Genomic DNA, 20133 nt, shown 5'->3' on the forward strand with positions numbered 1-20133 from the left:
CTCCGGCCTGCCGAAGGGCTCCGGCCAATAAACCTCGCGCAAAAGGTGGTCGACTATGGACGTTAAAAAGGAAGTGGAACAGGCGGTCGCTGAAGAGCGAGCAGCCCACAAACCAAACGAGCAGCCAGAAAACGAACCGCCAAAGGACAGCAAGCCGCGGGACAAGAGCTTTTTCGACCAGCTGCGCAAAGACTTCGACGACAACCACATGGGGGACGCCCGCCGGTTTTCGGAAAAGTTCGACGGCAGGCTGGCCTACGACAATATCCAGGGCCGGTGGTTCATCTACGAGAAGACGCATTGGCAACAGGATCGCGGGAAGGTCCATACACACAAGGTGACGGAGATCGCCGACGACTACAAAGCTCAGAGCCACTGGATGGCTCAGAAGATAAACGAGGAAAAGGCCAAGCCTGAGTTTCAGGCCATGGCCAAGGGAGAACAGAAAGACTTCCTCCGCCCGATGATCGCCAACCAAAAAGCCTACGAGTCCCGGGCAAAGGAACTCAAGGATCCGGCGCGGATTAACAAGGTGCTCTCGTTGGCCAGCGTGGCCACGCCTGGCTACCTGGGCGTGGTCGGCAAAGAATGGAACGAGGATCCCTGCCTATTTGCCTGTGGAAACAGGGTGATCGACCTGAGGACAGGGAAGGCGTTGGAACCAGATCCTAAGTTCTACATCAACCGCGCCTCCACGATTGAGTGGGCTGGACTTCAAGCCGAAAGCCCTCTCTGGGAAAACTTTCTTAGCCAGGTGTTCAACGGAGATGTGGAGCTGATCGACTACATCCAAAAGTGTGTTGGATACTGGATGACAGGACTCATGACCCATCAGGAGTTCTATTGCCTGTGGGGGCCACAAGGACGCAACGGCAAAGGTGTGTTTTTCCGGACACTCCGGATGGTCATGGGCAGCTATTTTCAGATGATGCCTTCCAAATACCTGCTCGACGAAAAAAGCCTGCAGAACACCGACAAGCCGGACCAGCACCTGGTGGCCCTTGAGCACACCAGGCTGGCCTGCGCATCCGAGGCCCCGAAAAAAGCACGATTCTCGGAAGGCGCAATCAAGCAGCTGTCTGGGGGTGACCCAATTACCTGCCGCGGCATGTATGCGCTGGATGTGACTGAGTATATCCCGAAATTCAAAATGCTTTTTGCAACAAACCGCGTGCCAACTGTCAACGGCGACGACAAAGCATTTCAAGAGCGGCTCCGGATTATCAAATTCCCGTGCACATTCAAACACGGGGTAGAAGCGGATCCGGAAGCAAAGGTCTACCCGATGGATCCACAGCTCGAAAAGAAGCTGCACACTATGGACAACCTCCAGGGGATTCTGGCCTGGGCTGTGCGCGGCGCCGTCGAGTTTATTGCATCGGGCACCCTTATGCCGCCCGAGTCCGTTCTCTCAGACACCCGCAGCTTCATGGAAGATAACGACTTCATCGGCGAGTTCATACGCGACTGCCTCGAGGTTCACCCGGACGCGCCAGAAAGCAACACGCCGAAGGAGCAGAAGACTCAGATGAAGCACATCTACGAAGCCTTCCGCAAGTGGTCCATCGAGGAAAAGGCCGTACCTGAAAACAAGGTCTGGTCCATGCGAGCCCTGGGCAGCGACTTCGGGAACCGGACGGACATCCACCGCGTCAGCCCTAAGAACTTAGTTTTCTACAACATAACCATCAAGCCGGAGTGGCGCGAGAAAGAGCAGGCTCAATTCTAGCGCCTACGTCGAAGGTCTCCGCTTTTGTCTACGGAAATGACTAAAGGAGTAAACACATGAAAACAAACATTTTTCCATTCCTTTTTATCCTATCTTACCCCTCTTACCCCTTTTTCTTAGAAAGTAGAGAGAGAGAGAAAGTAAAAAGAGAAATAGATAGGTTTTATATAGGGGGGAGTAACAGTGAAAAAAGGTCTATTCTCTCTAAGTTTGACAGTTTTTTCAATTACTGCGGTGCTTTATATCAAAAGACTGTCTTTTTAAGGGGCCAGTCATTGACTAAGGAACTGAGACAAAGGCGAAGACTTGCCCCCGACTTTGACCTTTCGGCTGCCTGCTTGGCGAAAGGATGCCTGCCGGCAGAAGGGGGTGCGCAATGAGCATGGCACTGGACCGCCTAGGCAGTGAGGACCGAAGGGTAATAGCTGAGAATCTGCTGACAGAAGCAAAGCCGTTCAAGGCTGGAGAGCTGACTGCACACTGCCCTTTCCACTTGGAAGGGACCCCTGGTGGCGCGTTTTTTTATAACCATGAGCGCGACCTGGCATACTGTCACAGCTGCGGGCAGAACTCCGACCTAGTCGGGATATACAACGCGGTCAACGGTCGCGACGTGGACGATTCTGAAGGGTGTCGTGAGTTTCTGAAGACCTATTGCCCGGACTCTGGCGGGACGCGTCCTGTGCGGCAAGGCGCACGGCCTCGCCGCCCCGAAGGATGGACCCCTCCTTCAACCGCATTCCCTCCTGATCTTTGGATTCAAAAAGCGACCAACTTTGTAGAGCATTCGGTCGATCGTCTGCAGGAAAATAAAGAGCAACTGGCGGAGTTGGCCCGGTGCGGGATCAGCCAGAAGGTGGCCAGGCTTTGCAGGATGGGATGGAACGACAAGGACAAGTGGCCACCTGTTACAGCCTGGGGGCTGCCTCACGAGAAGAACGAACGGGGAAAAGAGAAAAAAATCTGGCTCCCAGAGGGATTGGTTATCCCGGCGATACGAGATGGCCAAGTGGTCAAGCTAAAGGTGCGTCGCCCCAACCCCAAAACACCATGGGGGGATGATCGTAAATACTGGGAAGTCAAAGGCGGCGCTAACGGCCTGTTCCACGTTTACGGACGCCCAGCATTCCGGATTTGGGTACTCGTTGAAACAGAGCGAGACGCCGCAATGGTGTGGGCTCTTTGCCACGACCTGGGTGTCGGGGCGATTGGGGCCGGTGGAGCTGCAAAGCGTCCGTGTGAATTTGTGACCGGAATCCTGCGCAGGGCCAAGGTTATACTCAACGCACTGGACTACGATCCCGCCGGCGCGACGAACACCTACAAGTTTTGGGAGCAGGAGTTCCCGAACAGCGTTCGCTACCCCGCCCCGCCGTCAATGGGAAAAGACGTCGGCGACGCGTACAGGAACGGCCTCGATGTCCGTCAATGGGTATGGGAAGGCCTCCCCGGATTCGTCCAAAGATATCTGCAAAAGATGGTCGGCCAAGCCGAAACGACGACACAGCCGCAGGAACCAGCCGCCCAAGAGCAGCCCGCTGAGCGACCTCAAGCGACAACCCCACGCCCCACACTCGAGCAGGTTCTGCAATGGATGGAACCCTGGCCTCTTTGGAGGCAGGAGCTTTCCGAGTTTTATGCCGCGATGGCGGGGACAGAGTTCCGAGTCTTTCGTCGTCAAGGGGAAGACGGGCTTTGGATGGGCATCGAAAGCAATGACTGGGATGCGCTGAGAGAAGACGAGCCGCGCCGGATCCTTTTTGTCACCCTGAGAGAGCGGCTCTTCAACCGCATAGAACTTGATCCTGAGCTGGGCTTGAACTCGCTCGACAACATCATAAACCACTATTTCGGCGACTACTTGGAGGTGCGCTAATGAACAAAGAGGCAATTTGGTTTAAGAACGCTGCGCAGATACATCGCTACCTCACGTGCGAGATAGGTGAAGAGTATATCTACGGCGACAGAGAGGTGGCGACAAAGGAGAAAGGGCTGGTTTTCAGCGTTGCCCAGAAAACCGTCTATAACCACATCGACGCGGCGCTGCTGAAGTCTAGACGCGGCGCTGGTGGCTACGCGAAGCGCACGGTCGACCAATACGCGAAGCGTGAGCTGGGCGACAAGATCGTCTCCGGCAGCAAGGGGGAGCTGCCCGAACCGGACGAAACGGAAGATGAAACCGGCCTCGCCCGTTCGCGTAGAACCATGGCCGACGCGGAAGTAAAAGAGGTCGACGCTCAACTGAAGCGGCTCAAACTCCAGGAGAAGCTCGGCGAGATTATCCCCCTATCCCAGGTTGAACGCGAGCTCGGCGAACGGCAGCAGGCATGGAAGCTCTACATGACTTCTTTCATGCGAGACCACAAGTCCGAACTCATCTCCGCATTCGGCGGGGATCTGGACGTGGCGCAAGAGATTATCGCTCTGGTCGACGGAGACGCAGAAAAGGCGGAGGCGCTGTCCGGATGGATGTTCTCCCGCTCCCCTGTTCTGCTGGACGCTTTTCGCAAGCGCATCGTTGACGGCCTGAACGCCTTTGCCATGGGTGAATGGTTTACCGACGAAGTTCGGGACGCATGGGAAAAATGGGACGCTGCCCGGAAAGCGAAAGACGTTGAAACAATGGAGATGCTCGTCGAGCTCGTTGACGGAGATCCCGACCAGGCGCGTCTTGCACTCGACCGTTTTGACGTCAAAATGAAGGGGGGTGCGGCATGAGCTACAACACTCCTCCCATAACTCTATATCCGGGCGAGATTCAGGTCTTGCAGTCCCGCCCGTGGAAGTCCACGGCAAACTTTGCGTCTGACGACTTCGTGCTGGTTACCGGCCCGCACGCAGGCCAGACCTATCGGCATGACCTGTATCCCTACGGACGCTGGATTATGGAGCTGTGGGACATGCCATCCGTCCGGACCGTCTTCATTGTTGCGCCCTCTCAGACCGGGAAGACGACTATAGCCTACGCCTGCCTGTGCTCCGAGATCAGCCGCAACCCTTCGTCTGCCGGCATCGGCATGCCAGATCAAAACACGATGATTCGGATCTTCGATGAAAAGCTCGGGCCACACTTCAAGCGAAGCAAAGCGCTGAGAGAGCTGCTGTCGGAAGACAGGCATATAGCCCTCCAGAACGGCAAGATCCTGACGAAGTTCGGAGCCATCTACGGCATGTATGCAGGCTCCGACGCGTCCGCATCATCGGTGACGCTCCGGCTGCTGGGGGTCGATGAAGAGGACGCATATCTTGACAAGCAGGCGGCACACAGAATGCTCGAGCGGACCATGTCGTATGAGGACGAAGCGAAGGTGCTTCGCTTTTCCAAAGTCCGCGGCAACGAACGGCAGTCCACGATCTGGCGTGACATGAAGGCAGAGGCACAGATAATATACCAGCCCCGCGCCCAGTGCCCGAACTGCGGCACTCTCCAGCTCATGGACTTCAAACAGATCAAGGTCCCGGGCAAGATGCGCGACCCGAAGCAGATCCTCCAGCAGCGAGCGGCATACTACGAGTGCGAAGGCTGCGCCATGCGCTGGAACGACCACCACAGAAATCTCGCCGTACAGCGCGGAGACCTCTACTCGGAGCACGAGGTGCCCAGTCCGTCAGCCGTGGGCGTAATCATACCGTCCTGGTACAGCCGCACAGTTTCGCTGAGCAAGGTGATGTCCGATTGGTTCACTGCCCTTGAACGTGGAACGCCAGCCGACATGCAGGCGTTCGACAACGCCCACCCGTCAAAGCCCTACCAGGTCGTGACATTCGACACCCCGGAAGATCAGATCAAAAAGATGATTCTCCATGACAGGCCCCCTCGCATTGTGCCCGCGGAAGCCGTCGCGCTGACGATGGGCGTTGATAGCCAGAAGTCCAGCTACTTCTTTGTGGTCCGCGCCTGGGCGCGGTCCGGAGAGTCCTGGCTGATAGACTATGGCGAGCTGTCCAACAAAGAGGCGCTAGATACGCAAAGAACCAGATCCGCCTACCCGGTGGAAGGACGCGACGACGTGCTCATGCCGATCTGGCGGACCGCCATCGACTTCGGCGGCACCAGGGACGAATCCCACATGGAGGGCTGGTCAAGGTCTGAAGAGGTTAAACTGATGGTTCTCGAGGCCGACGACGACAACTTCTTCGCAGTCAAAGGCGCGTCCCGCAAACAGGACGTCGTGGTCCGCAGGTCGGAAACCGGCGTGCATCGGGATGTACCGCGAGAGTACCAGCAAAACATCACCATCTACACGCTCGACACCATCGACCTGAAGGATCTGATCTTCCTGGTGCGTCTGCGCCCCGACTCGCTGCAACCCATGTGGCTGCACAGGGAGGTCGGCGACGACTACCTTCGCCAGCTGAACTCGGAAAAGAGAGAGGTGGACGGCAAGGGCAATGCGGCCTGGATGCAGAAAAAAGCGGCGAACCACCTGCTTGACTGCGAAGTCTATGCGGCCGCCTGCGCACATCCTGACTGGACGCCAGCCTTACAGTTGCTCGCCGAACCACAGTACCGCAGTTCGACTCCTCAAAACCACGCGGATCCGAAGCCTACGGTTTCCATGTCGCCCCTTTCCGGCCGTGTCATCAACCCCAACTTCCGGAGGTTCTGATGCACGATTCGTTACGGGCAATTCCAAAAGAGGATCTGCGCAGGCTGGTAGAGGAGATTCAGGGCGCCGGAGCAGTGGACTACAGCCCCAGATATGGCGCCATCTGCCCCGTGTGCGGAGCGGAGCGCTGCAGGGTGACATGGACCGGGCCATGGTCTGGATCTTGTCGAGAGCGGTTTCATCGCTGCAAGGCCTGCGGGCTGAGATTCAAAAGCGTGGAAGCGGACAGATAACCAGATCAAAAAGGAGACAATCAAATGAAAAAAATACTCGACGCATGTTGCGGTGGGCGCATGTTCCACAACAAAGGACAATAACTACCCTTTTAACCTGATAAGTAGGAAAGGAGATTACCATGGCAAAGAACAGGCTCACCGACTTGAACGACCACCTATTTGCGCAGCTTGAGCGCCTTGGCGACGAAGAGCTTGAAGGTGAAAAACTCAAAGAAGAGATAGGCCGCTCCCATGCTATTACCAGTATAGCGAAGGAAATCATCTCCAACGCAAACCTCGTACTCAAGGCACAGGTAGCTGCGTCCAACTCCATCGACGGCAACATAAAAGCCCCCTCTATGTTGTCCATAAACAGAGAGGTATAGCCATGCGTTTTCGGTATTTAGCAAAGCACATTAAGTTCCTGCGCGAAGGATACAAAAGCTATCGCATCCCCGAACTGACCCGCCGTTTTAATGAGCTTTTTACATTAAACAAAACCGAAAAACAGATCAGGTCAACCCTGAAGAATCACGGTATCCGCTGTAATCGGCGTCCTGGGTTCGAGAAAGGGGAGCGACTGACTTACTCTCTTGAACAAGTCGAGTTTATCAAGGAGAGTTATCCAAAGATGAGCCGCCAAGAATTAACAGCCGCGTTCAACTATCACTTTGGCGAAAACAAAGAAGTCGCACAGATCACGGCTTTCGCCAAGCGTCACAAGATCAAGTCTGGTCGAACCGGCCGTTATGAGAAAGGCCATGTTCCTTGGAACGCAAAGCTGGCTGGCAAAGGCGTTTGCAGGGCTAACAATGGGTCGTTTAAAAAAGGGAATGTGCCGATTAATACCGTCCCTATGTACTCTGAGCGTGTCAATAAAGATGGATTCATCGAGATTAAAGTGCCAATACCCAACCCATATACCAAAGCAAAGACTCGCTTCATGCACAAGCATGTCTGGGTATGGGAACAGGCAAACGGGCCGGTCCCGAAAGATTACGTTATCCGATTTTTGGATGGCGATAAGGCCAACTGCTCCTTAGACAACCTTGCATTGTATACCAGAGCCGAAAGTCTGGAAATGACACGGCTTGGATTTAGTGAGATGGAGACAGGGGTAAAACCGACCGTGGCCATGCTTGCAAAACTGAAAGTGGGGACACTAAGAGCTGAACGTGGGCTGCTCGACGGCCGTGAGTGGAGGGAGTTTCCGAAGGCCTAACTTTTATGACCCATTTGCTTTTCGGTAATTGATAGTATTGATTGTTTTCTATATTAGTTTCAGACCGACTAAGACGGTCTAAGGACTGGCGGATTCTAGGCGAGCCCCACTCCGACAGACCCGTTATGACAATAGCAGCGACGGAGGAGTAATGGAATTTGCAAGTGAAATCAAAAGACTGTCTATGCGATTTTCCCAGATGGACCGGGATTCGATCGAAACAGAAGAGGCCACCAAAACGGCTATGGTGATGCCGTTTATTATGGCTCTAGGCTACGACGTGTTCAACCACGAGGAGGTCGTGCCCGAGTTCACGGCGGACTACGGGGTCAAAAAAGGCGAAAAGGTGGACTACGCCATCAAGATCAAAGGGAAGCCAGCGATCCTTTTTGAGTGCAAGGCAAACGGGGACCAGTTGGACATCAGCAGATGCTCGCAGCTCTCAAGGTATTTTGCCAATTCAGATGCGAGAATAGGCGTATTGACAGACGGAACGACGTATAAGTTCTATACCGACCTTGAGCAGCCTAACAAGATGGACCAAAGGCCGTTCATGATCTTTGACTTTTTGGCCGTCGACGAACAGCTTATCCCCGAATTGAAAAAGCTGCACAAAAGCAACTTTGATCTCGAGACAACCCTTTCGACGGCCTCCGAGCTGAAGTACACCAGGGAGATAAAGAAGATCTTTGCAGCCGAAACAGAGTCCCCTTCCGAAGACATGGTGAGGCTGTTTACATCGCGCCTTGGTGTCGGGCGGTTTACCAAGGCCGTGAAGGAGCAATTCACCCCGATTGTCGAGAGAGCCCTGAACAGTTTCATCATCGAAAAGATGACAAACGATTTTGAAAACTTCGTTTCTCAAAAAAAAGACAAGCCGGAGCAACCCGAAGAGGAAGTGAAGCCAGAGTCTTCGGAGCAGATCAAGCTCACAACAACCGAGGAAGAGTGGGAGGGGTTTTACATCGTCAAGGCCATCATGCGGCAAAAGGTCGACGTGTCCAGGGTTATAATGAGGGACACCAAGAGCTACTGCGGCATACTTCTGGACGATAATAACCGAAAACCCATCTGCCGCCTTCACTTCAACCATGGGCAAAAATACCTGGGCGTCTTTGATTCGGAAAAGAACGAGACACGGATCCCCATCGAGAAGGTAGACGACCTCTATCAGCACTCGGAGAAGATCCTTAGTACCCCCGACTATTACGAGTAGTTCTTGACATTGTGAAAACAGTTATGGCAAAGACGGGATTACGGAGCGTCGAAACTCCATCCAAAGGCGGACACCGCCACCCCGTCAGACGCGGTTTTTTTGTGCCCTCGCGTGGGCGCCATAATATTACCGATATTTGCCGGGAGTGGTGAAATGTCCAGGGCTTCGGCCTAAAATAACCAGCCTCGCCTTTGGGAGGTTCGAACTCCCGGCTTTTTCTATCCAGAGAAGGCCCATTCGAAAAACCAAAGGAGACCCGTCGTGAAATCCCACCTTTACCACCAGTCGGCTACGCGTCTGCGCTGCCGCCGCGAGCAACTGCAATCCGTCAGTACCCGCTTCACTGCCCTGCTTTGGGCCATGTCCAGCTACTTCGACGAACACGAAGACGCTGTCCTTGACGGCCTGTCCGAGTTCATGGGCGACATCGACCGCGACCTGCGCCGCTTGAACGACGACGTAGATCGCGACGTGCGCGACTTGGGGCAGAGCCTCTTTTCTGGAGGTGCCCGTGTCTAATCTTATTCCGTTTGATTTTGACGGCGACGCCGTGCGTGTTGTCATGCAGGGCTCTGCGCCTTGGTTTATCTTCAAGGATCTTTGCAGGTGCTTAGACATCACTTGGAAGGGGTCCGACAGTACCGGCACCCCCTTGGATGAAGATGAAAGAAGCACTGTGGTGGCAGAGACTCCAGGCGGACCACAAAAAGTCTCAGCCGTTTCCGAGTCCGGCCTGTATTCCTTGATCTTCACCAGCCGGAAGCCGGAAGCCAAGCGGTTTCGCAAGTGGGTCACTTCCGAAGTGCTCCCAACCATTCGCACCACCGGAAGGTATGAGGCTCAAAAGTTCGCACCGGCAACACCTTCAATTCCAGCCTCTTTGACGCTCAAACCCTCCCTTCGTGGCCAGGCCATGCGTGCGGCAGTGCAGACCGCCCGGCTTTCCGGCGGCACGGAGGAGGATGTCAAGCGGCTGTATGAAGAGTTCTGCGGGCTGTTCGCCGCCCGTCCAGACCGTCCCAACCTGCGTGACGGCCTGCCGTTCCCGGACAATCAGGGCCTTGTGGAGGAGTTCATTGCGGAAGAAATGACCATCGTGGACATTGACCCGAGCGTCCCCACGCCCCGGCACATGAAGACGCAGGCCAAGGATCTCTACGAGATGTTCCGCGTGTGGTGCCGAGGCCGGGGAACCCCGGCAAGGGACATCCCGACGCACAATCTCTTTGGCAGGTCGATCAAGATCATCCCCGGAGTGGAACGAACAACACCCAAAAACAAGGTGTTCTACAATATCATTCCACGCCCTTAGGCACGCCCCTTGCTTTATAATATGATACCAGCCCCCTGAATAGAGCCTCTCCCGGCACTGTTCAGGGGGCTTCTGCGTAGTAAAACTCTATGTGTAGAGTTTTACTAGCGCTATAGTTTTACTACGCCGCAAGTATAGACTTTCCCTTCTCTGCTGGTAATTTCGACCCATTATTACCGCCGCACGAAAACACGGCGAATGGAGTCGAAACCAATGGCAGAAGATCCCAAACAGCTCGAAGAAACGCTGGATTCCTCCCTCGAGAAGTCCCTGCAGGCAGAAGAGTACGAAGCCTATGGCCGCAAGATAAAGCGCCCCGGGCTTGACGTGCTCCTCAAGGTCCGCGGTGAGCTGGGCGGCGAAGACCGCGTCCGTCGCCAAGGCAACATTCTTGCCCGCGCCGGCAACGTCACAGCGAGGCGTGGATAATGCGCAAGCCCGTTGCCCCATCACGCCGCGCATCCCGCGCCAAGCACGCCCGCCGTTCCAGCGCGTCGCTCCAGGGGGCACTTTCCAACTGGACCAACTCCGTTGTCAGCCGCCGGGAAGCCGAACGGCAGATCGAACGCGCCAGCGAGCGTGCCCTGGATCTCTATCACAACGACGCGATGGCACACGGCGTTCTGGAGTCGCTGGTGGTGGAGGCGGTGGGCATAGGGCTCACGCCCCAGCCGGCACCCAGAACGGACTGGGTCGGCAGGTCGCCGGAGTGGGAAGCCGAATTTCAGTCCGCCGCCTCCCGTTGCTGGGAGGAGTGGGGACTCGACTGCAGACACTGGTGCGACGCCACGCGCCGTCTGAATATTTACGGCCTGCAAGCCCTCGCCTACTTCCAATGGAAGCTGCTGGGAGTGGGCGTCTTTCAGGTCGTAGCAAAGCCCCGGCCCGGAGCCCCGTTCTCTACCTGCCTCCTCCCCATCGACCCCTTCCGGCTCGTCACACCCTCCGATCTCGCCGACAGAGACATCTATGACGGCGTCCAGATCGACACGGATGGCGAGCCGGAAAAGGTCTGGATCCGCAAACCCGGGGCGCTTTCCATGCGCCCCCCGTCCTCCGAGTGCACATCGTTCGATGTGTACGACAAGACGACCGGCCTCCCCAGGTTCCTCCTTGTCAGCGATGTCCGCAATGTCGCTGAATACCGCCAAGACTCCGTGCTAGGTCCCATGATCGGCGAGATACGCCATTCCAATGACCTGGCGGAGGCCGCAGTCGTCGGCGCCATGGTGCGCAACCTCTTCACCCTCTTCATCAACGACTTCGGGCAGGGGGCCATTGACCGCAACACCCCATGGCACCAGCGGGTGATGGAGCTGGAAAAGGGTACTGTGTTGTTCGGATCCGGCAAGGAGAAGCCGACATTCTTCCAGCCCGACGCAGCCCCTTCGCGCTACTCCGAAATGTTCGGGGCGATCATCGACCGCCTGGGGATGTCCACCGGACGTGGCGCAGAAAACGTCATGCGCAAGTTCCAGGCCAGCTACTCCGCAAGCAAGGCGTCCATGGAGAAGGCGGAGCAGTTCAACGAGTTTGAACACCGCGTCGTGAACGACCAGTTCAACCAGCCCATCTGGGCGTGGATCCTTTACGAAGCCACCCTGCGCGACAGGCTGCCGCTGACCCCCGAAGAATATCGCTCCAACCTGTACGCATACAGCCACGCCGAACACCTTGCCCAGCCCATGCGGCAGATCGACCGGGAAAAAGCGGCGAAGGCCTCCGTGCTCGAGCTCGGAAGCCATACCACGAGCTACCGCGCCATCTTTGGTCGCAATGGCTACGACTGGCGCGAAGGCTTGCGACAGGTGGCCAAGGAGAAGGCGTTCATCAAGGACCTGGAGGGAGAGTACGGCGTGGACATGAGTTCCTACAAGATTCCTGATTCCGCATGGAAGACGGAAGAACAGAGCGAGGATGACGATGAAAGTTAGAGCGAAGCGGGCCTTCTCCGCCCTTGTGGGCGAAGTGTGGGCCCTTGAACCGAACAAGATGGAACAGGTGGCGGACTTTGCCCAGGCAATGCTGGAAGGCCGCGCCGGTAGTGGTGAAATTTTTGCGCAGCTGGCGGGAGAGTCCAACAACGCCTCCCGCCCCTACGCCGTCGTGAACAACGTGGCCGTCGTGCCCGTCAACGGCGTAATCGCCCGCCGCCTGAACCTCTTTTCCGCCATATCTGGCGGGTGCAGCACGGAGCTGGTCGGCAAGCAGATCCGCCAAGCCGCAAACGACGAAGACGTTCGAGCCATTGTGCTGGACATCGACTCCCCCGGCGGTGGCGTATTTGGTCTGAACGATCTGGCCGAAACCATCGCCCGGGTGCGCGAGTCCGGAAAGCCTGTCGTCTCCCACACCTCCGAGCTGATGTGCTCCGCTGCCTATTGGATCGGTAGCGCGGCACAGGAGATGATCTGCACCGCAGACGCGCAGGTGGGGTCCATCGGCGTGGCGACTATGCACTTCGACTACTCGGAGCGCGACAAGAAAGAAGGCATCACCAGAACCGTTCTGTCCGCCGGGCACTACAAACGGCTGGCATCCGACGAAAAGCCTCTGTCCGAAGAAGGCAGGGATTACCTGCAGGAACGGGTCGACCACTACTATTCGCTGTTCGTTGACGCCGTTGCACAGCATCAAGGCATCTCCGCTGAAGAGGTGATCGAAAAGCTGGCGGACGGCTCGACTCACATAGGCCACGAAGCCCAGAAGCGAGGCTTCGTTCATTCCATCGGCAATCTGGACTTCGCTATTTCGCGAGCTTTGGAGCTGTCCGAACAACCCAACCAGGAGGAACATATGCCCACCGGAACCTCTTCCGCTGGTGACACCGACGCCCGTGGCGGCGATTCCGGTGTCATGAACCTGTCCGCGGTGACTGCCGAGCAGCTTTCCGCCTCCAACCCCAACCTCGCAGCAGAGCTGGAAGCCCGAGGCGCAGCTGCTGAACGAGCCCGAGTCGTGGACCTGTTCGAAGCTCAGGCCGACATGGATATGACCCTGGAGGCGGTTAAGTCCGGAGCCGACCCCAAGGATTTTTACAAGGCAACGCTGGCCGCTGAACGCAAAGGCAAGGCCGAAGCGCTCAGTGAGTTCGAGAAGAGCATGGGCGAATCCGCCGGCCAGGATGGACATAACCAGTCTTCCACCGCCACGGAAGGATTCGAAGCCCTGGTGGAAAGTCACATGAACACGGCGAAGTGCTCCAAAGGCGAAGCAATCATGGCCATGGCCCGCCGTCACCCCGACGCCCACACGGCTTGGCTCGCCGGCAAGAACCAGGAGAAGTAACCCATGAGCTACAACGATTATGGAATCGGGTCCCACCCCGCTGCTGAAGATATCGTCGAAGGACGTCGCGTGGAGTTCAACTCCAGCGGCCAGGTGGTTCACGCCCCGGCCACCCGCCTTGGTGTCGGGGTCTCCCGCATCTCGCAAAAAACCGGCGCCCCCATCGGAGTCGCGTACTGGAACAAGCCGGGCACGCACCATCTCGAGGTGCGCGGCGCAATCGACGTCGGCGAAGACGTCTTTGCCGCTCCGAGCGGCACTGTCCAGGCCCTGCCCACCGCCGCCGGCGACTACATCAAAGTCGGCGTGGCCCTCGAGGCCGCCGCCGAAGACGGCGATGTGATTGAAGTTGTCCCCGCAGAAGGTGGCAAAGTCGTCACCGTTTCCGCCTAGCCATAAAGGAGAACCCGCATGATTCCCGAAAACGGAACTGAAAGACTTCGCCCGGACCTGGGCGTTCTGGTCCACGAGACCATGACCAACGCCCCCAGCATGGGCTTTATCGCCTCCAAGGTCGCGCCGTACTATCCGGTCGGCTCCCAGTCGGCAGACTTCCCCGTGCTGCCTGCCAAGTACCTCTTCAACGTGGAGAAGGTCGAGCGCGCTCACGGCGCTGCCTATCAGCGCAGCTCCGGCAAGTTCGAGGCCGGACACTACTCCTGCCGCGAACGCGGACACGAGCATCCCCTGGATGACCGATTCCGAGCCATCTACAAGTCCCAGATCGACATGGAGAAGGGCGCCACCGACCTCTGCACCAACACTGTCCTCCGCGCCTTCGAAGTCGAAGTTGCCGCCAAGCTGACCAACCCGAGCAACTTCCTTTCCGGCGCGGCTACGGCGAAGTGGACTGTCCCCGCCGATGCGGATCCGAAGAAGGACATCGACAACGCTCGCACCGAAGGCCGCAAGAAAGGAGTCTTTTACAACAAACTGATCATCACCTGGCAGACCTATCTTGACCTGACGCGCTGCAACAAGGTGAAGGACGCTGTCAACTATCTGTTCCCCGACACCCGCAAGACCGGAGCCATCGGTCTGCAGCATCTTGAAGCGTACCTTGACATCCAGATCGAGCTGGCCGGCGCCATGATGAACGGCGGGAACCGCGCCAAGAACCCCGAGCTGCAGGATATCTGGAGCGACGACGTGGCCGTCCTGGCTTGCGTTGCCGAACAGGGCTCAGAGATCTACGAGCCGTCCATCGCCCGCACGTTCAAATGGAACGAAGGCGCGTCCGAAGACTTTGTCGTCGAGGATTACTACGACCCCTCTGTGCGTTCGACCATCATCCGCGTGCGCCACGACATCGATGTGCGCCTGATCAAAAGCTACGACGACAACGGCAACGTGCTGTCCGACATCAGCAAAAACTGCGGATACGTTTTGACCACCATCCGATAGCCCCACTCCACCCGGGGGCTGCGCCGTTTTTCTTCCTTTTTTTCGGCGCGGCCCCCAAAGGGCGCAACCCGGCAGGAGATGTCGACCGATGTTGAAAGAAGTTTTTTTAGACAACCTGACACTGAAATCCGTGTTCGCGGGCATCGGCGGCTGTTCGGCGTGGCTGCTTGGTGGAATCGACGTCGCGCTGCTGGCTTTGACCGTCCTTTACGTCACCGACTTCGCTCTCGGCTTTTATCGCGCCTGGGAAAACGGAACATACAACAGCTGCAAATTTCGCCGCGGCCTGTGCAAGTTTATATTGTATGCCGTGGTTGTAATGTCTGCGCACATGCTCGATCTGGCATTAGCGGATCCGCTTCCGTTTATATCCACCTATGTGCGCGACTTCATGGTCGCGTTCATCTGCATCAATGAGTTCCTTTCTGTCTGCCGCCATCTGGGCGAACTCGGGATGCGCGTCCCCCAGGAGCTGATCGTCAAGTTGGAGTCGTTTCAGGAGGGGAAGAAATGAGGCAGGGCGATCCCATTGACGTGTTGATCATTCGCAAAAGCTCCACCGCGCAAGGGACTATGGGCTTGATCATCATCCCCGAGATGATGTTTGCCACCCCTTGCATAGAGCTGCCCTGGCGAGACAATCAGACGAATATTTCATGCATCCCCGAGGGGGAATACGAAGCCTTCAGGCGGTGGTCGAACCACTGGAATAGCCATGTGTATCAACTGGAGAATGTTCCCGGACGCACCGCCGTGCAGATCCACGCCGGCAACGTCGCCGGTGACACTTCGCTCGGATACAGGACCCACAGCCACGGATGCATCCTGCCGGGGTCTCGCGTTGGAGCCCTGTACAGGCAGTCGGCCGTTTTGGCCAGCACTCCGGCCTTGTCTCGCTTCATGGCCAGAACCATGCGCCGCCCCCTGAACCTCAGAATTTTTAGAGAAGGAGCAAACAGCAATGCCTAGCCTCGTGGACTTGATCGGAACATCCCTGCTCGGAGTCGGGACGGGCGGCATCGGCACCCTGTTTCAGTCGATCTTTGGGGGAATATCCACCTGGATCGGCGAATGGCAGAAGCGCAAAACCGCCGCCTTGCTTCACCAGCAAGATCTGGAACGTGCCGACAAGGAAATCCAGATGATGCAGGTCGAGACGGACGGCAGGATTCAGGAGGCACGGGAAGAACGGGCCTCCAGAGAGGTCGAGGTTGCAGCGGAGTCCTATCAGGCCAGCTTGCACCATGACCGCGCCACCTATTCCGCAGGGAAAACCACCTGGGCGGACTTCCTGCTGACCATCACCGACTTTATCCGCGGCATCACCCGCCCGGTGATGACGGCCTTTCTTTGCTACGTGAGCTGGCGGACATACGTCCATTTCACCCAGTACATGACCGCAAACAGAATCCTGCTGGAGTCTGAACAGGCCGGGGAGATCACCACATACGTCGTGCACAACGTCATCTTCATGGCGTCCACTGCCGTCGGTTGGTGGTTCAGCTCTCGTAGTCCCAAGGGCCAGGTGAAGAAATGAGCATGATGGAAGTTATCCAGGACGATCTGGACATCTTCCTCGATGACTTTGGTTTGCCTGTTGTCATCAATGGCACGTCACTGATCGCCTTGGTCGACGACGAAGGTCAGGGGCCTGACGAGGCGCGGGAAAGCGTTAACGTCCAGGTCAAGAAGCTGGTGGTCAAGGAGGCGGAACTGCAAAGACCGAAGTCGCATCGCCCTCTCATGCTGGACGACGAACAGTGGATTGTCTCCAGAACGGAAAGCCAAGGGGGCTTTCTCGAGATTCTTATCTACAGGGAGGTGTCCTGATGGCCCGTGACGACTTGATCAGAATAGACTCTTTTCATGCGGAGAAGGCCCTTGAGGGATTGCGGGATGTCTTGGCTCTGGTCCCCGGCGGGGCGAAGAAGGCTGTCTACAGGGCCTTATCAAAGACCATCACCGGGATGCGCACCGACACGGTGAAGAAGGTCCGTGAAGACTACAACGTCCCGGCCAAGCAGATCCGCGAACGCATCACCCTTATTAAGCCCCAGAAGGGGGCCGACTACCCCCGCGCTCTACTGAAGGCTGTGGGAAAGATGTCCGTCCCGCTGGTCCACTACGGGGCAAGGCCACGAGTCCCCGTCACGGCCGGCGGCCGACGGCCGAAAAAAGGCGTTTCTGTCCAGGTCAAAAAAGCCTCGGGGCGCAAGGTTGTAGAGGGCTCGTTCATTCAAACTCCTCGGTCCGGCGGCGAGCCGCAGATATTTAAGCGCGTGGGCGAGGAAAGAGAACCCATCCGCAGACTTTACGGTCCCGGGCATCTCCAGGCGCTGAAAGACGAAGGGAACCTTCTGGATCTGCAGGAGCAGGCGTCTGAGCGCCTGACGAAGAACGTGCTGCACGAAGCCGACTACGTGCTTCAGGAGGCTGGACTCAGATGATCGCGCAACTCGTAACAGATCTTGGACGCTGCCTGGAAGACGGCCTGCAGGGCTTCTTTCTGGAGCACCCGGAAACGGGCGCCGAAGTAGCGCCTCCTGTCTATATCGGAGGCCTGCCGGACGACCTTGGCGGGGTAGAGGCGTTTCCTTGCGTGGTCGTGGCCTGGGAGTCCGTCGAAGACGATGAAGATGACAGCCTTATATCCGCCGAAGTGACGCTGTGCATGAGCTCAAACAGCGGCTCAAAGTCACTTGAGGAGTGGGCGGCAGGGTTTACGGACAGAGTGCGGTCCATCCTGCGCGACGTCCGTGTTCTGGAAAACAAATTTGAACGGCAATGGCCGGTCCGGGTTCGACGCCCGGACCCCAGACGTGAACAGCATAGATACGCGGTCGTAGTCCTGACCACAACCTGGCGCAGGTCTGCTCCGCGACAAACTGTGGAGGGATTTGATTTATGAGCGCGTATAAACACGGCGTTTACGCCCTTGAGGTTCCCACCTCGATCCTGCCGCCGCGCCGAATTTCGGCATCGGTGCCTGTTGTTTTTGGCACCGCACCAATCGAGGACCAAGACCCTGCCGACCGCAAGGTCAATGAACCGGTGCTCTGCTACAGCTATTCCGAGTTCGTAACGGCGTTCGGGGATAGCGACGACTGGGAGAGCTACACTCTTTGCGAGTTCGCCAGGTCGCAGTTCGGCCTGTATGGCGTGGCTCCTGTGGTTTTCGTCAACGTGTATGACCCTGAAGTCCACACGTCGGGAGATCCCGCCGTCCCGGATCCGGCTCAAGTGACTTCCGCGGACATCATCGGCGGAGTCGACGAAACTACCGGCAAGCTCACCGGGCTGGAGCTGATCAGCGAAGTCTTCACCCGCTTCCGCATCGTCCCCGGCCTGATCTGCGCCCCCGGGTGGTCCGAGGATCCGGCTGTGGCTATTGGCATGGCCGCCAAGGCCACGGGCATCAATGGCCTGTTTAAGGCCATGGCCATCGTGGACGTGCCCGACAGCACGGTTCCCAATTACACGGACGTTCCCGGGTGGAAAAACGATAACAACCTCACCGATCCGAACATGATCGTCTGCTGGCCGAAGGTAAAGCTGGGTGACGAGGTGTTCCACATGTCCACGCAGGTGGCCGGACTCATCGGCGATGTTGACGAGCAGGCCGGCGATGTGCCGTACCGCTCCCCGTCCAACAACCGGCTGTACGCAAACTCCGCGGTCGCCGCAGGCAAGGAAGTGTGGCTTGGCCTTGAGCAGGCGAACTACCTTAACGGCCAAGGCCTCATCACCGCCCTGAACTTCGTGGGAGGGTGGAAGGCGTGGGGCAACCGCACCGGCTGCTACCCCAGCATCACCGACCCCAAGGATGCGTTTATCCCCATCCGCAGGTTCTTCAGCTGGCACGCCAACACCTTCATCCTGACCTACTTCCAGAAGGTTGACTGGCCCATTACCCGCCGTCTGATCCAGACCATCATCGACAGCGAGAACATTCGCCTCAACGGTTTCCGCGCAATGGAGATCATTCTTGGCGGGCGCATCGTTTTCTCCGAGGACGAAAACCCGACCACGGACCTGATGGACGGCATCATCCGCTTCCACACGTATCTGACCCCGCCCTCTCCGGCTCGCCAGATCGTCAACACCCTGGAGTACGACCCCGCGTATCTCCAAAACCTGTTCTCGTAAGAGGTGACACATGGGCAACGTGAACAAGATTCCTGAAAAAACCATCGCGTTTAACGTCTACAAGGACGGCGCGGTACTGATGGGTGTAGCCACGGTCGACCTGCCTCAGCTGCAGTCCATGACCGAAACCCTCTCCGGCGCAGGCATCGCCGGCGAGATCGACAGCCCGACCCTCGGACACTTCCAGTCCATGACCGTCAAGCTGTCGTTCCGCACCAAGACGGCCAACTTCGTCAAACTCCAGGCTCCGGAGTCTCACCATCTCGATTTGCGAGCCGCTGTTCAGCATCACGACGGCGGCTCGGGCACGATCGGAGCAACCCCGGAGAGAATCATCCTGCGAGGCATGCCCAAGAGCGCGTCCTTCGGCAAGTTCGAAACCGCCAAGCCTCAGGACTCCGAGATCGAACTCGAGGTGACCTACCTGAAGCTGGTTCAGGACGGAAAGGAAGTGCTGGAGATGGACAAGCTGAACTTCATCTTCATGGTCGACGGAACCGATTATCTGACTGCCGTGCGCTCTGCGCTTGGCGTGGAGGGATAGGACTATGGCGAAGCAGAACCTGACAAAAACGATACCCCTGAACGAGCCTCTGGAGATCGGGGGCAAGGAGGTCGCAGAGCTGACCATGCGCCGCTGCCTGGTTCGTGACCGCCTGGAAGCCCAGAAAGCGGCCGGCCCCGACGCAACCCCCGCCGAGGTCGAAGTGACCCTGTTTGGCCTGCTGTGTGACGTTCCCTCCGAGGAGCTCCTCGACATGCCCGACGGCGACTATGAGCTGCTGATGGAGGCGTACCGTTTTTTGAAAAAGAGCCCCCGCCAGGCGGGCAAAAAGACGGAGGCATAAAGGATTTGAGACGGGCCATCCTCCTGCTGAGCAGGTTTTCCGGGTGGCCGCTGTCTGAGATCAAGGACATGGACTTGGCCGAACTGCTGGACTGGCTTGAAGAGGCTGTCCGGGTGGAAAAAGAGATAGGCCCTCAAGTGTAA

26 protein-coding genes are annotated in these 20133 nt (G+C 57.3%); all 26 read left to right on the forward strand.

What is annotated here, in order from left to right:
* The first annotated feature begins 55 nt into the window (after nt 1–55).
* Nucleotides 56–1729: a DNA primase family protein gene (locus ACI0FJ_RS04315; protein ID WP_424299483.1), complete on the forward strand. Its 1674-nt coding sequence runs from the start codon at nt 56–58 to the stop codon at nt 1727–1729.
* A gap of 56 nt (nt 1730–1785) precedes the next feature.
* Nucleotides 1786–2109, forward strand: coding sequence for a hypothetical protein (locus ACI0FJ_RS04320; protein WP_424299486.1), 324 nt, complete (start codon nt 1786–1788; stop codon nt 2107–2109).
* Nucleotides 2106–3605 (forward strand): hypothetical protein, encoded by a 1500-nt coding sequence (locus ACI0FJ_RS04325; protein WP_424299489.1) that lies wholly within the window; start codon nt 2106–2108, stop codon nt 3603–3605. The genes ACI0FJ_RS04320 and ACI0FJ_RS04325 overlap by 4 nt, the downstream gene beginning before the upstream one ends.
* On the forward strand, nt 3605–4447 hold the full coding sequence (locus tag ACI0FJ_RS04330; protein WP_424299492.1) for a hypothetical protein: 843 nt from the start codon (nt 3605–3607) through the stop codon (nt 4445–4447). Before ACI0FJ_RS04325 ends, ACI0FJ_RS04330 begins: the two co-directional genes overlap by 1 nt.
* Nucleotides 4444–6339, forward strand: coding sequence for a terminase gpA endonuclease subunit (locus tag ACI0FJ_RS04335; protein WP_424299495.1), 1896 nt, complete (start codon nt 4444–4446; stop codon nt 6337–6339). The genes ACI0FJ_RS04330 and ACI0FJ_RS04335 overlap by 4 nt, the downstream gene beginning before the upstream one ends.
* Nucleotides 6339–6572 carry a hypothetical protein gene (locus tag ACI0FJ_RS04340; protein ID WP_424299498.1) on the forward strand — a complete coding sequence of 78 codons (234 nt, stop codon included), beginning with the start codon at nt 6339–6341 and terminating at the stop codon, nt 6570–6572. Before ACI0FJ_RS04335 ends, ACI0FJ_RS04340 begins: the two co-directional genes overlap by 1 nt.
* Before the next feature lie 122 nt (nt 6573–6694).
* Complete coding sequence (locus tag ACI0FJ_RS04345; protein WP_424299501.1) at nt 6695–6940, forward strand: hypothetical protein; 246 nt, start codon at nt 6695–6697, stop codon at nt 6938–6940.
* 2 nt (nt 6941–6942) lie between these two features.
* Nucleotides 6943–7776, forward strand: a complete 834-nt coding sequence (locus ACI0FJ_RS04350) for an HNH endonuclease signature motif containing protein (protein WP_424299504.1) — start codon at nt 6943–6945, stop codon at nt 7774–7776.
* Between the two features lie 151 nt (nt 7777–7927).
* On the forward strand, nt 7928–8992 hold the full coding sequence (locus ACI0FJ_RS04355) for a type I restriction endonuclease (protein ID WP_424299506.1): 1065 nt from the start codon (nt 7928–7930) through the stop codon (nt 8990–8992).
* 261 nt (nt 8993–9253) lie between these two features.
* Nucleotides 9254–9511 (forward strand): hypothetical protein, encoded by a 258-nt coding sequence (locus ACI0FJ_RS04360; protein ID WP_424299509.1) that lies wholly within the window; start codon nt 9254–9256, stop codon nt 9509–9511.
* Nucleotides 9504–10304 (forward strand): BRO-N domain-containing protein, encoded by an 801-nt coding sequence (locus ACI0FJ_RS04365; protein ID WP_424299512.1) that lies wholly within the window; start codon nt 9504–9506, stop codon nt 10302–10304. Before ACI0FJ_RS04360 ends, ACI0FJ_RS04365 begins: the two co-directional genes overlap by 8 nt.
* 213 nt (nt 10305–10517) lie before the next feature.
* A complete protein-coding gene (locus tag ACI0FJ_RS04370) occupies nt 10518–10733 on the forward strand; it encodes a hypothetical protein (protein ID WP_424299513.1) in 216 nt (71 codons plus the stop codon).
* On the forward strand, nt 10733–12238 hold the full coding sequence (locus ACI0FJ_RS04375) for a phage portal protein (protein ID WP_424299516.1): 1506 nt from the start codon (nt 10733–10735) through the stop codon (nt 12236–12238). Before ACI0FJ_RS04370 ends, ACI0FJ_RS04375 begins: the two co-directional genes overlap by 1 nt.
* Nucleotides 12228–13592, forward strand: a complete 1365-nt coding sequence (sppA, locus tag ACI0FJ_RS04380) for a signal peptide peptidase SppA (protein WP_424299519.1) — start codon at nt 12228–12230, stop codon at nt 13590–13592. The genes ACI0FJ_RS04375 and sppA overlap by 11 nt, the downstream gene beginning before the upstream one ends.
* 3 nt (nt 13593–13595) lie before the next feature.
* Nucleotides 13596–13985 (forward strand): capsid cement protein, encoded by a 390-nt coding sequence (locus ACI0FJ_RS04385; protein WP_424299522.1) that lies wholly within the window; start codon nt 13596–13598, stop codon nt 13983–13985.
* Nucleotides 13986–14003: 18 nt separating this feature from the next.
* Nucleotides 14004–14996 carry a hypothetical protein gene (locus tag ACI0FJ_RS04390; RefSeq protein ID WP_424299525.1) on the forward strand — a complete coding sequence of 331 codons (993 nt, stop codon included), beginning with the start codon at nt 14004–14006 and terminating at the stop codon, nt 14994–14996.
* 88 nt (nt 14997–15084) lie between these two features.
* Nucleotides 15085–15510 carry a phage holin family protein gene (locus ACI0FJ_RS04395; RefSeq protein ID WP_424299528.1) on the forward strand — a complete coding sequence of 142 codons (426 nt, stop codon included), beginning with the start codon at nt 15085–15087 and terminating at the stop codon, nt 15508–15510.
* Complete coding sequence (locus tag ACI0FJ_RS04400; protein ID WP_424299531.1) at nt 15507–15965, forward strand: DUF5675 family protein; 459 nt, start codon at nt 15507–15509, stop codon at nt 15963–15965. The genes ACI0FJ_RS04395 and ACI0FJ_RS04400 overlap by 4 nt, the downstream gene beginning before the upstream one ends.
* Complete coding sequence (locus tag ACI0FJ_RS04405) at nt 15958–16533, forward strand: hypothetical protein (protein WP_424299534.1); 576 nt, start codon at nt 15958–15960, stop codon at nt 16531–16533. The genes ACI0FJ_RS04400 and ACI0FJ_RS04405 overlap by 8 nt, the downstream gene beginning before the upstream one ends.
* A complete protein-coding gene (locus tag ACI0FJ_RS04410; protein ID WP_424299537.1) occupies nt 16530–16826 on the forward strand; it encodes a hypothetical protein in 297 nt (98 codons plus the stop codon). Before ACI0FJ_RS04405 ends, ACI0FJ_RS04410 begins: the two co-directional genes overlap by 4 nt.
* Nucleotides 16826–17443, forward strand: coding sequence for a phage tail protein (locus tag ACI0FJ_RS04415; protein ID WP_424299540.1), 618 nt, complete (start codon nt 16826–16828; stop codon nt 17441–17443). The genes ACI0FJ_RS04410 and ACI0FJ_RS04415 overlap by 1 nt, the downstream gene beginning before the upstream one ends.
* On the forward strand, nt 17440–17904 hold the full coding sequence (locus tag ACI0FJ_RS04420; protein ID WP_424299542.1) for a hypothetical protein: 465 nt from the start codon (nt 17440–17442) through the stop codon (nt 17902–17904). The genes ACI0FJ_RS04415 and ACI0FJ_RS04420 overlap by 4 nt, the downstream gene beginning before the upstream one ends.
* A 74-nt stretch (nt 17905–17978) precedes the next feature.
* Nucleotides 17979–19142, forward strand: a complete 1164-nt coding sequence (locus ACI0FJ_RS04425; RefSeq protein ID WP_424299545.1) for a phage tail sheath family protein — start codon at nt 17979–17981, stop codon at nt 19140–19142.
* A 10-nt stretch (nt 19143–19152) separates the two neighbouring features.
* Nucleotides 19153–19686 carry a phage major tail tube protein gene (locus tag ACI0FJ_RS04430; RefSeq protein ID WP_424299548.1) on the forward strand — a complete coding sequence of 178 codons (534 nt, stop codon included), beginning with the start codon at nt 19153–19155 and terminating at the stop codon, nt 19684–19686.
* A gap of 4 nt (nt 19687–19690) precedes the next feature.
* Nucleotides 19691–19990, forward strand: a complete 300-nt coding sequence (locus ACI0FJ_RS04435) for a phage tail assembly protein (RefSeq protein WP_424299551.1) — start codon at nt 19691–19693, stop codon at nt 19988–19990.
* Between the two features lie 5 nt (nt 19991–19995).
* Entirely contained in the window at nt 19996–20133 is a 138-nt protein-coding gene (locus ACI0FJ_RS04440) for a GpE family phage tail protein (protein ID WP_424299554.1), read from the forward strand.

The organism is Desulfovibrio sp. 7SRBS1, assembly GCF_049723905.1.
In the GTDB taxonomy this organism is placed as follows: domain Bacteria; phylum Desulfobacterota; class Desulfovibrionia; order Desulfovibrionales; family Desulfovibrionaceae.